Source organism: Nitrosospira sp. TNL200 (assembly GCF_055386305.1).
The window spans coordinates 1,888,247-1,901,322 of the sequence record NZ_AP041003.1; the positions used below are offsets into that span (position 1 = coordinate 1,888,247).

10 protein-coding genes are annotated in these 13,076 nt (G+C 56.1%); all 10 read right to left on the reverse strand.

Translation table 11 applies throughout. The features are described 5' to 3' along the window. Window positions 1-2 precede the first annotated feature (2 nt). The gene (locus ACZ5CE_RS08440; RefSeq protein ID WP_464574448.1) at window positions 3-1,109 is read right to left on the reverse strand and encodes a hypothetical protein; all 1,107 of its coding nucleotides are present in this window, start codon (window positions 1,107-1,109) and stop codon (window positions 3-5) included. Between the two features lie 128 nt (window positions 1,110-1,237). Continuing rightward, on the reverse strand, window positions 1,238-4,468 hold the full coding sequence (locus ACZ5CE_RS08445) for a tetratricopeptide repeat protein (RefSeq protein WP_464574449.1): 3,231 nt from the start codon (window positions 4,466-4,468) through the stop codon (window positions 1,238-1,240). Further along, the gene (locus tag ACZ5CE_RS08450; protein ID WP_464574450.1) at window positions 4,465-5,415 is read right to left on the reverse strand and encodes a TIR domain-containing protein; all 951 of its coding nucleotides are present in this window, start codon (window positions 5,413-5,415) and stop codon (window positions 4,465-4,467) included. The genes ACZ5CE_RS08445 and ACZ5CE_RS08450 overlap by 4 nt, the downstream gene beginning before the upstream one ends. Window positions 5,416-5,699: 284 nt before the next feature. Continuing rightward, the gene (qhpG, locus tag ACZ5CE_RS08455) at window positions 5,700-7,247 is read right to left on the reverse strand and encodes a flavin-dependent monooxygenase QhpG (protein WP_464574451.1); all 1,548 of its coding nucleotides are present in this window, start codon (window positions 7,245-7,247) and stop codon (window positions 5,700-5,702) included. Window positions 7,248-7,265: 18 nt separating this feature from the next. Then, window positions 7,266-8,636 carry a radical SAM protein gene (locus ACZ5CE_RS08460; protein WP_464574453.1) on the reverse strand — a complete coding sequence of 457 codons (1,371 nt, stop codon included), beginning with the start codon at window positions 8,634-8,636 and terminating at the stop codon, window positions 7,266-7,268. Next, window positions 8,623-9,408: a hypothetical protein gene (locus ACZ5CE_RS08465; RefSeq protein ID WP_464574454.1), complete on the reverse strand. Its 786-nt coding sequence runs from the start codon at window positions 9,406-9,408 to the stop codon at window positions 8,623-8,625. Before ACZ5CE_RS08465 ends, ACZ5CE_RS08460 begins: the two co-directional genes overlap by 14 nt. 55 nt (window positions 9,409-9,463) lie before the next feature. Beyond that, entirely contained in the window at window positions 9,464-11,140 is a 1,677-nt protein-coding gene (locus ACZ5CE_RS08470; RefSeq protein WP_464574455.1) for a hypothetical protein, read from the reverse strand. Window positions 11,141-11,474: 334 nt separating this feature from the next. Further along, complete coding sequence (locus ACZ5CE_RS08475; RefSeq protein ID WP_464574456.1) at window positions 11,475-11,807, reverse strand: hypothetical protein; 333 nt, start codon at window positions 11,805-11,807, stop codon at window positions 11,475-11,477. A gap of 18 nt (window positions 11,808-11,825) precedes the next feature. Beyond that, a complete protein-coding gene (locus tag ACZ5CE_RS08480) occupies window positions 11,826-12,218 on the reverse strand; it encodes a hypothetical protein (protein ID WP_464574457.1) in 393 nt (130 codons plus the stop codon). 14 nt (window positions 12,219-12,232) lie between these two features. Continuing rightward, the gene (locus tag ACZ5CE_RS08485) at window positions 12,233-12,856 is read right to left on the reverse strand and encodes a Kazal-type serine protease inhibitor family protein (protein ID WP_464574458.1); all 624 of its coding nucleotides are present in this window, start codon (window positions 12,854-12,856) and stop codon (window positions 12,233-12,235) included. Between the last annotated feature and the right edge of the window lie 220 nt (window positions 12,857-13,076).

A 13,076-nucleotide genomic window follows, 5' to 3' on the forward strand; every position in this document is an offset into this window, starting at 1 on the left:
GATTATCCGTGATAGTCGGTATTGGTTCCCAGGGGTTGCTCGATGGCGCGCTCCCAGTCGAAGAGCGTCTCCCCGCCCCCATTCCTGAAGCGATCGGCAAGGTAGCGCCATCCGAGCGCGCTGGCATTGCCGCCGTATTTCGGGTGGGAAAAGGCGCCGGTGAACGCGTGGCGCCGCAGCATCTGCAGGAAATAGGTGGGATCGTTGTAGCGGGAAGTATCCCAGCCCGCCACCTGTCCGGATGCCATTTCCCCGTACAGGCCGATGAATATCTCCTTGGGAGCCTTCGCGGGCTCGATATCCGCTGCCCGCTGGCGAACGATATCCGCGATCAGCTCCAGGCAGATCTTGTAGTCGATGAGATGATGCCGCTCCTCGCGCGCCACGAGATTGTCCATGAAGTTGACGATCCCGACCGACTGGTCGAGCCGGTACGAAAACAGGTACTGCTGCTTTTTTTGCTGTGCGTCGAGCTGGTTGTAGAAAAACTGGAGAAAATCCTGGCCATCCTTGGTGCGAAAGGGCATGATGTGATCGACCAGCCGCTCGAGTATCGCCAGTTCCCAGCTCTCGAACGACAGCGGCTGGGTGCAGAGATGGGTGAAAAACCGGGACCATGCGTGGCCGTTGGGCTCGCGGATCTGCTGGGGGTTGACCGGATCGAGCATGGCCTTGCCATCCACCATGAACTTGTAGCGGTAGGCCTGGCCCTTGGGAACCCTGAGGGATACCGCGAAGTAGCCGGTCGGTTCGCCGAGAAAGCGAACCGGCGAAAGCGCAATAGGCTCGTACAGTTTCGCGAAGGTACCGATTACACCGACCTGGCTTGGCGTTCCGCCCGCTCCGGCGACACCGGATGAGCCGGGTTCGCCCGCACGATAGACAAACGTGACCCTGTTGAACGCGTAATTGTCCCCATCGTCCCCGCCATCCATTTGGGCATGGCTGTCGATGATGGGAAAGCGCCATGCTTCGCAAATGCGGGCGCGCGGATCGGCAGGATCGTACTGGCCGAAATTGTGGCGCGCATCCGTATTCCGGCGGGTCAGGAACCGCGTGCAGTGATTCAGAATGTATTGGTCGTCGTTCGCGATAACCTGCACCGCCATTGCGCGATCCTCCCCGAACTTCATGAGGCGGGCGTACCCGCAAGAGTCAAACTGTCCGCCGTCGATTCAGTGTAGCCAAGCTTTTTTGGAAATCAAGTGAATCTTCACCACGGAAATCGACCTCATAGCTACCGATCGAGGCCGCCGGCCAGACGCCCCTGGACGTGCTCCAGCGCTGCCAGTCTTTTCTGCGCGTCCTTCTCCTCAACAGCGGAAAATAGCTCGAGCAGCCAGGTACGGTAGCCAGCAAGACTTGGTTCGTTTTCAATAAAGTGCCTGCTGCCCTTGAAGCTCCAGGTTACATCAAAATCGGAAGGCTGGCTTTCGAGGAAATCACGCAATGCGGCAAGCGCGGAAGAAGCAGGCTCCGGCTTTTTCATCGCCAGCAGTGTAGCAACCTGCAACGTTCGCAAGCCGAAAGTGATGGAGGGATCCAGTTTGGGGTTGCCAAGCAGCGACGCTATGCGCATTTCGGCTTCTCCGAACCGGCCTGTCGTGAAGTGCGCCTCCGCAAGGTTGGCTTGAACGGAGACATCGTCCGGATGCCGCTCCAGCCACTGCTGGCTGAGCGCAAAAGCTTCCGGGTAGGCAAACAGTATTTCCTGGTACAGGGTTACGGCCGAGGAATATCCCTCGATATGGTCCGGGTAGAGAGTCAATACCTTGCCGTATGCCTCGGCCGCCCCGCGCCAGTCCTTCAGAAGCACGAATACCCTTGCGAGGTTGTTCTGCGTCATGGCCCAGTCTTGCGGCAGATGCTCCTTCGTGCGAACCGACAGGGCGTCGCGATAGGCGCTGGCCGCCTCACCGAGCAGTCGCGTGCCCTCCTCTCCGCCGGTGCGGCTGCCCTGCTCCCGCAGCACGTTTCCCAGGTTGTTCTGCGCCCCGGCCCAGTTCTGCGGGAGCTGCTCTTTCGTGTAGACCGTCAACGCGTCGCGATACGCGCTGGCCGCCTCATTCAGCAGACGCGCGCCCCTCTCCCCGCCGGTGCGCGTGCCCTGCTCCCGCAGCACGTTTCCCAGGTTGTTCTGCGCCCCGGCCCAGTTCTGCGGGAGCTGCTCTTTCGTGTAGACCGTCAACGCGTCGCGATAGGCGCTGGCCGCCTCGACCAGCAGACGCGCACCCGCCTCCCCACCGGCGCGGCTGCCCTGCTCCAGCAGCACGGCTCCCAGGTTGTTCTGCGCCCCGGCCCAGTTCTGCGGGAGCTGCTCTTTCGTGTAGACCGTCAACGCGTCGCGATACGCGCTGGCCGCCTCGACCAGCAGCCGCACGCTGGCCTCCCCCGCGGTACGGACGCCCTGTTCCTGCAGCGCGGTTCCCAGGTTGTCCTGCGTCGCGGCCCACTGTTGCGGCAGTTGCTCCTTCGTATACACCGTTAGGGCGTCGCGATACGCGTTGGCCGCCTCGGCCAGCAGCCGCGTGCCCGCTTCCCCGCTGGTACGGATTCCCTGCTCCCGCAGCACAAGTCCCAGGTTGTTCTGCGTCGCGGCCCACTGTTGCGGCAGCTGCTCCTTCGTATACACCGTTAGGGCGTCGCGATACGCGTTGGCCGCCTCGGCCAGCAGCCGCGTGCCCGCTTCCCCGCCGACGCGGGTGCCTTGGTCTGTCAACACATTTACCAGGTTGTTCTGGGTCATGGCCCAGTCTTGCGGCAGCTGCTCCTTCGTATACACCGTTAGGGCGTCGCGATAGGCACTGGCCGCCTCGGCCAGCAGCCGCGCACCGGCCTCTCCGCCGGTACGACTACCCTGCTCCTGCAGCACGACTCCCAGGTTGTTCTGGGTCATGGCCCAGCCTTGCGGCAGTTGCTCCTTCGTGCGAACCGTTAGGGCGTCGCGATAGGCACTGGCCGCCTCCGCCAGCAGCCGCGCACCGGCCTCCCCCTCGGTGCGAATGCCCTGCTCCTGCAGCACGTTTCCCAGGTTGTTCTGCGTCGCGGCCCACTGTTGCGGCTGTTGCTCTCGGGTAGAGACCTGCAGCACGTCGCGATAGGCACTGGCCGCCTCCGCCAGCAGCCGCGCACCCGCCTCCCCGCCGGCGCGGATGGCCTGCTCCAGCAGCACGGCTCCCAGGTTGTTCTGCGCCCCGGCCCAGTTCTGCGGGAGCTGCTCTTTCGTGTAGACCGTCAACGCGTCGCGATACGCGCTGGCCGCCTCGACCAGCAGCCGCGCACCGGCCTCCCCCTCGGTGCGGATGCCCTGTTTCGCCAGCATGTTGCCCAGGTTGTTCTGCGTGATGGCCCAGTCTCGGGGAAGCTGTTCCCTAGTCTGAATAGTCAAGGCTTCGCGAAAGGCGCTGGCCGCCTCGGCCAGCAGTCGCGCACCGGCTTCTCCGCTGCTACGGATTCCCTGCTCCTGCAGCACGTTTCCCAGCTTGCTCTGCGTCACGGCCCAGTCTCGGGGAAGCTGTTCCCTGGTAAGAATAGTCAAGGCTTCGCGATAGGCGCTGGCCGCCTCGGCCAGGTGTTCATGAATAGCCGAGCCCTGGACTCGTGTCCCGATCTCCATGTTCGCTGTTCCGATGTCAACCCGGATCGCTGCCCAGAGCTGCGGCTCTTTTTCCTTCGAGACAAGCTGCTCTGCTTTCCGATACGCAGCCAGCGCATCGGAAAAAAGATAGCCGTTGTAGTTGGCATCCCCAGACAGATGGAAATCCTGAATCGCCTCTTCCCGCAGCCGCTGGCCTTTCGCGGCAGCTTCCACACTCGCCTTGACCTTGTTTTCGCCCGATTCCTGGAACTGCCTCCCGGCTTCCCCGAAATTCTTCCTGGCAAAGGCCGCAAAGCCAAGCTGACGCGGATCGTTTCCCTGTTCCGCCTCGGCTGCCCATTTTTCGATCTCGTCCCGTGCCTGCTGGGCGCTGAACCCATACTTCACTGCCCAGTCCTTGATATAGCGGCTCAAGTCTATATCCCGGGGTTTGCCTTCAGGGCGCACCTGCTCCTTGGACTTCGCGGCGGTATCAGCAATAAACTTTTCAAAGCGGTCGGCCGACCAGAATTTCTTCGAACCGGCCGGAAGCAGCCGGACTTCGATGAGATCCCTTTCCAGATCGGCCGGCACCAGGGCTTCTCCGTCCAGCGGATACTGTATGCGCCAATCCTTCCTCTCCACCGCCAGGGTAATCTTTGCGCCAGCCTTGAAGCTGTCCCTGAGGAAGAGGCGAAACCTGCCGCCTTCGGTGGTGCGCCGGGTATCTCCCGATTCCACCAGCATCACATCCTGCCCGACCGCAGGCTTTAACTCGTCCTGCTCGCCAACCAGCAGGACCCGCCCCTGAAGCATCCTGTCCTTTGCCTGGAGCGTGCAAGGAAACAGCATTCCCAAAATAATGCATGGAACAATTACAAGACACTTCATGGTTTTTTCTTCAGAGTGAAACTGATGTCGGTATTACCCAGGGTAAAGTCATTCTCATAGGATTGATAACCGCTTTTTTGCGCGAGCAAGGTCACGGTTTCCTGCCTGGGGGCTTGGACCCGGAAGCGGAATTGCCCGAGCGCATCGGTGGTAACGGTCTGGTTGAACTTGAGCAGCGACACTTTTACGCCTTCGACGGGATCATCCTCATCGCGAATCGACCCTTCAAGGGGTTGCTCCAGCATCTGATTCTCCTGGTCCGCCTCGCTCTCTATAGCACTCTTTGGAGAAACAGCATTGAATTTGCCCGGCAGGTCGGCCATGAGCGAGATCGCCGTAAGCAGGGTTACCGCCAGCCCTGCCCAGGTTTGCCACTTGTCCAGCAGTCCCTTGGACGGCTCTTTTTGTGCTTCCGCAAACGTTACCGTGACATGGTCGCCCTGGATGACATTGCCATGCACGACCCACTGTTTTTGTTGAAAAGCCGTTTTTACATGCGCGAGCACATCTTCCGGCTGAGTGTCCTGGATCTGATTGAGCCTGCTGATCACTTCCGCTTGCCGCGCTGCATCCGGTGGGGGGAGGGATCCGGTCACCGCGGCGACAATATCCGGAATGTTTTCTACGGAAATCGCATGCGTTGCGGCAAGAGAGGGCGGGAGTTTCGTACTATCCAGCAGGCAGGGAATGATGGTCTTTTTCAACGCGAGGGCGGTGCACCATTCGAATTCCACAAAGTGCGAGCTGGCGGAACGCTTCGACCACGCAAGCAGGAAAAAATCCTGCTCTGCAATAACCTCTCCGAGGATTTTTGGCCATTTCTGGCCGCCATACAGCTTTTCCTGGTCGCGCCAGATCGAAATCCCGGCATGTTTCCGGAGCTGCACCTCGAGTTTCTCGATGAGAGGAAGATCCTCGCGTGAATAGCTCAGGAAGATGCTGGGCATGGTCTTGGAGACCCCGCGGCAGAAAAAGACAAGCCGTTTTTTCCCAAGCCGGGAATGATGAATAGGACCGTTTCGCAGCGGTTGGCCCCACGCAGCAGGGTTTCCCACCACCCCTGGCCAGCCTTCAGGCCACGCTCCGGATCGAGGCCGGGAGATATACTATCCCGGTTATCCCCCAGGCATAGGTTCAGGGCAACTGCTTCAGGCTTATCTCCGCAGGAGCGGATCGAGGAAATGAAGGACATGGTTTATCCAGGATGGTTTTACGGCAATCCAAAATATATTCAGGAATCCGTTCTTGTTTCAGGAATCTTTACACTCTCGAAATATTGAGCAGTCTCTCCTGAGACTGCCTCGCTCACCGTCCTGATGCTTTCTGAATTTTTTAGCGTTTCATGAATAGATCCGTCCTCGACCGGCCTCGCCACTCCAGCTTCGAGCAGCCACGCAAGAATTCGGCAAGCGGATTCGAGCCCGATAATACGGGTCCACCCGGCGATTATTTCTTTGACGGTGCGATGACCGTCTATATGCAGAATGAGTGGCGCAAGCTCAATATTCTGGATAAAAGCTATCGGACGATGAAAATGCGAATATTGCAAGGCCTTGCGGCTCTCTATGAAATCCCCGGCAAGAACTGGCTGATCGATTAACCTGGCGCCGCTTGCCAGCCGTAGACAGGTAGCAAGATTTGGAACGTGCCTGAATCCCGTACTTGACGGCGTTGGGGGATTCTCGGAGCGAAGTGCTGATGGCGCCATCCTTTTGCGCCAGAATTCCGTATCAAAAATTGCAGCTTGATCGGAATAAAACTGTTCCGTGATGATTCGATGACGATGAGCAATCTCGGTTAGCCTGTCCTTGTAGAAATTCGATGCCGCCGCATGACCGGAGCTTTTACAAAGCTGTGTATGAATTACCGCTGTGGCAAGTATTGCCGTTTTGATTGCGGTTTGCACGCCTTGGGAAGACAACGGATCGATGCCAAGCGCCGCATCACCCACGTATATCCAGTTGCTGCCAGCGGGTTCCCGCATGACATAACTGGAGGCATCGCAGGCTTTCAATGACTCAATCAGCTCACCTTTGACACAAGATCGAAACGATTTCGATTCTGACAGGCGCTTTAAATAATGCTGCCTGATTTGCTCCCGATTGGAGAAAAATGCTGAGCTGGGGTCGAGAAAAACTGCCGCATTGACCAGCCCACCGGGAAGAGGGGCACACCAAAGCCACCCATCAGAAACAGCCTCTACGCGACTTTCGATACCTCCCAGCTTGCAGTTTCGCCAGTAACCGTATATTCCAAGCAGGGGAGATGTAAGACGGCACCGGTATCTTTTAAGGTAATGTCTTCGTCCTGTCGCAATAACCAGATGCTTGGAAAAAATGGTGACGCTGCTTTTATCGGCAATTCTGACGGGAATTTTCCATCCATCCCGTGTTTCCATTGGACGGTTCGCCATGGCGGGTTGCAGAAGTCTTGCCCCGGCTCGGGTTGCCGCGTTGATCAGTAATTGATCAAATTTACCGCGATCAACCTGAAAGCCTCGTTCTTCGCGAGATCGCGCGACCCGTCCCTGCAGCTTGCCCCAGTAAATAAATGCCGAATCGGGACGAAAAAACCCGGCATTCTCCACATGGTCGCGCACTCCAAGCTGTTCAAGTAGAGGCAGTATCCCACTTGGAAGCGATTCCCCTATCTGGCGCCTGGGAAACGAAGCCGATTCAATGATGCAGGTATCATGGCCACGCTTTTCCAGTTCGAGCGCTGTGCACGCGCCGGCAGGGCCTCCGCCAACGATGCAAACTTCCGTGTGGATGTGGTTCATATGGTCCAGCGAGAGGGATCAATTCGAACTGGAGGCAACGGCAGGACTAAAATAATCCGGCCGGGTGTCGATCAGGCGAGCATAAACTTTCAGGCAATAGGCCAGCCATCCCCGAATATAGTCGCAAGCAGGACGCCCTCTCTCGATCACCTCGTGATGGCAACCGCCACCACACAGATATCGCGCCCAGCATTGATTGCACGGTTGCTGGCGATGCACATGCCTTTCGCTCAGCCAGCGCTGCCTGGCCTGTGCATCCAGTCCGGATCGGATATTGCCCATGGCGCCCTTCGGGTTGCCTACAAAGCGGTGACAGGCGGCAAGATCGCCATCTGCGGATACCCCAAGGTAGCCAGCGCCCGCACCGCAAGGATAGGGACGATGCGTGCCAAGGTGGATTTCCCGCAGGGCGTTGATAGCGTTGGAGAAAGGAAAGCGGCGACCGTGCAGTATGCTTTGCTCCAGGCGCTCGCCGCATTTGATCATCTCGGCCAGCATGCGCTGCAGATCCGCTTTGCTCATCTCTTCCTTTCCATTGGGGGCAGCCAGCATGGGTGAAAATCCCACGCTGTGAAACCCCTTGTCGATTAAAGATTGAAGCGTATCGAGAAGATTGAGATTTCTTGGCGTGACAGTCACTCTTGCTGAAACCTGCATTCGATGCTGCATTCTCAGCAGGGGATCGATTCGCTGCATGATGTGATCAAAGCTGCCTCTGCCGCTCTTGAACGGCCGCAATTGATCGTGATCGGAACCTATTCCATCCAGGCTGATGGTGACGGCAAAGCCGTGTTCCTCGAAGAATTCGCCATCCTGAGGAGAGAGCAAGGTCCCATTGGTCGTGACAGAAAACCCGATCCTGACGTCTCGCTCGGTAGCGAGGCCGGTGGCGTATCGGGTAGCATCGCGCAGAAGCTGGCGATTGATCAGAGGCTCGCCTCCCATGAAAGCCAGATTCACGCGTTCTCCGGGACCCGCGCCTCCTATGAGGCGTTCCACGGAGGCCATGGCGATCTCAGTCGTCATGTTCTTGGCCGGACCGCCAAAGCTCCCTTCCTGGGCGTAGCAGTAGCTGCAACCCAGATTGCACTTCTGCGCAATGGCAAGCGACAAGGAGCGTATCGGAAGGGAATCTGGAGGCTTGTCGTCGATTAAAGCCCTGGTATTCAGACCGTACTTTCTGAACAGGACATTGACTTCCCCGCTGTTTTTCGAATCGATGAAGTGCCTGAATTCAGCCGCAACATCTTCATCGATGTGAAATATCTGGGACCCATTGACCAGAAACAGATAAGAGCTTGCCCCGGCACTGAAAACAAACACATCCTCTGCCCTGACGATATCCGAATCATCGAAGTCAGCCGATAGCGGGTGATCAGCGGTCTTCATCCTTTCCCTCTATTATGAATTTCAGCTCTTTTTCCCAGTTGCGGAATAAATCCTCGTAACTTACCAGGTCCCCACTCCGCAAGGTGTAACCCAAGGGAGTTTGCGGATTCCGGTTCTTCTGGAGCCAGTTGTGGCCTTCGGTCTTTCCCTCATTGTTGAGTTCGGTATTGACGAAATCGGGACGGCTTGCGGCCCAGTAATAGCAGGCGCATTCTTTATAATCATTCTGCCATGGGGAGCACAGGCTCTGCGTCAGTTCGCCAGGTTCGAGCAGTTCGCGGTTTAACGCGATGCCATCCGCGTCCGCTGTTTGGTCAAACAGATGGCGGACCGTTAGATTGTGCTCCACGGTTTGTATTGAATTTCCAGATCCGGTCTGAAAAGTGCAGCGTACCTGCATGCCAGCGCGCCCGACTATATCGGCCAGCGCATTCCCCCACTCGAGGTGGGTCGAACCCAGGCCGACATTGGGGCCGCCTGGCTGCTGCGGGCCAGTTACAGGCGCCCACACGTTATTTCCATCCACCCTGATCAATGAAGCGCCTTTCAGCGGACGCAGAGCGGGATCCGCATCCTCATCCACCGCCGTTACCAGAAAGTTTGCTTCGTGCAGGGTGATGCCAACGAAGAGCCGTCTCCAGACATTGCGGAAATCGAATTCAAGACCCGGGAAGCAATTTGAAATCGCCGTATCCGGAACCGTGCTGGGCGGATTTCCTTGAGCACGGTAATTCAGCTGTGCTGTCTTGTTTTTGGGATTTATTTTTTCCATCTTTCCCTCCGCCGATATGTTTTCTGGTTTGTTGAGAACAACAGGAAATCAGTCGTCAGGCGCGAATGGAACGGATCCAGCGCTCCACGATCTGTGCCCCGGTGCGTCCGGTACCAGGAATTTCGCGGGAGAAAGGCTCCTGCATTGGATGGCCCGGGCGGCGAATCAACTGCATGAATGCAGACGCATCCGGATTTCCCGGAACGATCAGGTGCTGGCCGGCTTGGGCTCCCGCGAGCGATCCCTTGGCGTTCGAGCTGATCAGATAGTTCATTAGCACTGCAGGATTGGTAAACAGGTCGCTAAGCTTTTTGCCGTCACCCGCATCTATGCCGCTATGCAGCGGTGCGCGATTTTGGAAAAAACTGATGAGTGACGCCATATCTTCTTCAGGCGTTCCGCCAACTGAAGGGCTGGCCTCACTTGCGGCCCGAATAGTGTCTCGCTGCCTCCGCGTTAATGCGAGGTGCTGCCCATCACTACCCCGCATCATGGCAGGCATTTTATGTCTGCCGTTATCCGTAAGATTACCCACTTCATCGTATTTGCGGACAATATCCAGGAAATTCGGCGGTGTTCCTACAGCCAGCCTGGTCAAGGCTCCTGCATGGAACGCGCGTACCGTGGTTGCGTCGGTGAGCGCGGGATTGAATATCGGCTCAAGGGCCCTGCCGCTTCCCGTGTCCTGTCCCGCCATGTTATTTCTGTTCACGTTCCCAACGTCCTGATTGCCATTCATTACAGCCGTATTGATGAGCCGCACCGTCTCCAAAGCCCGGCGCAGGATCCCTTTCACGTCCTCGGGCTCGACAGCGCCAAGGACCCTCGGTCCCAGCACGATCTGCTCGAGTTCGTCGGCCACGGTGCGAACGGGATAGCTATCCGGAGCAAAATCCGGCGGCCCCGATGAGATGCGGGCAAAGCTGTTCAAGGTTTTTCCGTTCACTGTAATGGAGCATTCAACGATGCCGTCACAAGCATCATCCAGGTATCCATCGCTGATATATTCACCGCTTTGGCTGTTGACATGACCGCGAAAAATCTGTGCAGGCGTTGTTGGTTCGGGGGTACCGGGAGCGCCATCCATATGATCATCCCAACCTCCCCGGCCACGATCATAGACATCATCGGCAAGATTGGGGTCACTTGAATTTGGCCCATATACCTTGCCTGAAGCAGGAACGAAGCGCAGTCTGAATTCCGGGAAGTCATCGGTCTGTTCGATGTACTGCACGGTACCGAACGGAATATTTTTATTGGGCTTGAAGTTCTTACACTTGCCCGAAAGCGTATGCCGGACGTGGTCACTAAAAAATCCTGTATCGGCAATTATTTTGTCGTTCTCATCGCCCGTTCTTCGGTAGGCTTTCAGGTTGCCGACATTGACGCGCCAGCGCACGTCATCGGGGGATAAACCCAGTTCCGAGAGATGCGTCTTCGTCAAGGGCTCGAAATCGTCCTGGTCATCGAAGATCGCCCAAATCTCCAGGAACGGAGACACTGGCCTGATGCGGTTTTCCTGATCACGAAACTGAACTTTGGCGGGCTTTATTAACCGTGCTATCTTGTTATCAACGATCTCCATGGTCGGTGCCGGTACCAGCTTTCGGAAACCCGTGATATCGGCCGGATCCTCCAGGTCGTAGTTATCCATCGGCTGGGGAGAAGAACCAAGCCTCGCGATAGCCAGGGGCGGCAGGAGACGAATTTTTTTAATATCTGATATAGCCATCGCTCTTCCCTCCCGGAGTAAAATTCGAATTCAAAAGACTTGTGCGCCATGTCGTCGCGCCAGGGATAAAGTCCAATTCAAATTCAATATAGTTTATGCGTAAGGAAATACAATCCAGTGGCATCGTGCCACGTTGGGTCACAAGGGATGAGCCATGGCATTGCGGCCCGCGGGCGATGCACTAATCCGCACAGGACATCGACGGCCTCGCGGGCCATCTTCAAGTCCGGGAAGCTGATCCGCAGCATCTACCGCCCTCGCTACCCCAGTGACCCTCAATTACCAGCGAAACTCCATGGCTCTTTGAATCGTTTACCATCAGTGAGTGCGTTTTTTATTTTTCAAGATCAAAAAAGTATATTTCGCTCCAGGCAACCGTATCGTTCGTTTGCATATAGACATTCTTGTTGGAAGAAATCGCTGCAAGTGCGATTTCCAATATTTCGTGATTGAACTCCTGTTTACATAAGAACCAATTCCAGTCGAATGTACCATCGACAGCTTTAAGGTCGAGATTAACTCGCCCGTCGGCTGTGTTTATTCCGGCGCGCCGGATTTGGCATGAACCATTAAATGCAGCCATTTTTAACTCTCCTTTTTGTATTTGATTAAAAAATATATACGCATCCAATTCCTTTTTTGCCTTGCCTGAGGATGGGGCAGGCAACGTTGCTCCAAAAACCCACTATAGTGGAATGGGTATGTTTTGCGCTGTCCCGTGCATGACGAACGTATGCCAAGTTGTAGGAGGCGGCGGCTGTATGTGAAGTACAGGACGCTCCTCTCGTATGGCAGCAGTTGTGAACTCTGCTGTCTGACCATGGGGAACATTGATATCTTCCGGGAGTAAAAATGCGAAGGTGATTCCCGGTCCACCTGTATTTCCCTCAAGGGGCATGATCTTGGGGTTCAAGGAAATAGAAACAAGCGAGCCAAGCGCTGTTGAGTCAGTGTGGACCTCATCCTTCGTGAAGCTGCGAGACAAGGAATCATCCTTATAAGTCAATGTTGTGAGGCCCGGAGTGGATCCTGGGGTATATGAAATTTCAATATGATGTCCCTTCAGCGTAAATTTCATTTTAGTCTCCTGTGCTATTGATCATCGCCGCATTTACCCTCGTGTTTGACGGAAGCGCCGGCTCTGGCTGCCTCGCATGCATTTCCATATGTCTTGCCGTCGCAACCGCAAACCGGCTTGAATATTTCCGGGCAGAATTCAGGCTTGGTCTTGCAGACTCCCTGCCCATCAGCCACGCCGCATTGGCCTGTACTGCCAAAATCGCAGTACTGTTGCTCCTCGGAACATTTTCTTCCTGCAAATCCTCCACATCGTTGGGGTTCAGTCGGCTCGATTGCTTTGCAGCTTGCTGCTTGCTCCACTTTGTAGACAGTGAGCCGCTTCGGATGAACAGAACGCAATTGCTCAATAAACGCCTGAAATTTTTGGGGCGTCGAGTTGAATCCTGCCTCGGCGCATGCCGATAAACCGCCTTCAATAAAATGAAGCCCATCCACCCTTGGGTTATAAACATAGAAAGTATCGACCGTGCCTTGGGCGAGCGCTTGTGCTGTGATTTTGCGGACTTTCTGGATGGCTGAGGCATCAGCCGGTACTCCCTTGCTGCTGATACTGATATTTACCGCACGGTCCTCGGCAAAGGCGATCGAGCTCGACAGGACAGTTCCAATCAATAAAAAGCCAAGAATTTTTTTCATGCTCTCCTCCCATGAAAGGCTGAAAACGACTGCTCGAAAAGAGTAAAAGACTGTTACAGGATCATGTTTTTTATTGGGGAACGCGCCGGAACGCACCACCCCCAGCCTTCCTTCACTAAGCTTCGGTAGGCAAAGCTCCTGTGGGAAAATTCACTCTGCCTATAATTTTTATAGGTCAGATTCCTACTATCGCCAAGCTCAGGCATTTCGGCAGGGTGGC

What these genes read in the sequence shown, in the direction of transcription:
- ACZ5CE_RS08440 (WP_464574448.1), bottom strand. Translation starts at nt 1,109, where the DNA reads ATGGCGGTGCAGGTTATCGCGAACGACGACCAATACATTCTGAATCAC.
- ACZ5CE_RS08445 (WP_464574449.1), bottom strand. Translation starts at nt 4,468, where the DNA reads ATGAAGTGTCTTGTAATTGTTCCATGCATTATTTTGGGAATGCTGTTT.
- ACZ5CE_RS08450 (WP_464574450.1), bottom strand. Translation starts at nt 5,415, where the DNA reads ATGCCCAGCATCTTCCTGAGCTATTCACGCGAGGATCTTCCTCTCATC.
- qhpG (WP_464574451.1), bottom strand. Translation starts at nt 7,247, where the DNA reads ATGAACCACATCCACACGGAAGTTTGCATCGTTGGCGGAGGCCCTGCC.
- ACZ5CE_RS08460 (WP_464574453.1), bottom strand. Translation starts at nt 8,636, where the DNA reads ATGAAGACCGCTGATCACCCGCTATCGGCTGACTTCGATGATTCGGAT.
- ACZ5CE_RS08465 (WP_464574454.1), bottom strand. Translation starts at nt 9,408, where the DNA reads ATGGAAAAAATAAATCCCAAAAACAAGACAGCACAGCTGAATTACCGT.
- ACZ5CE_RS08470 (WP_464574455.1), bottom strand. Translation starts at nt 11,140, where the DNA reads ATGGCTATATCAGATATTAAAAAAATTCGTCTCCTGCCGCCCCTGGCT.
- ACZ5CE_RS08480 (WP_464574457.1), bottom strand. Translation starts at nt 12,218, where the DNA reads ATGAAATTTACGCTGAAGGGACATCATATTGAAATTTCATATACCCCA.
- ACZ5CE_RS08485 (WP_464574458.1), bottom strand. Translation starts at nt 12,856, where the DNA reads ATGAAAAAAATTCTTGGCTTTTTATTGATTGGAACTGTCCTGTCGAGC.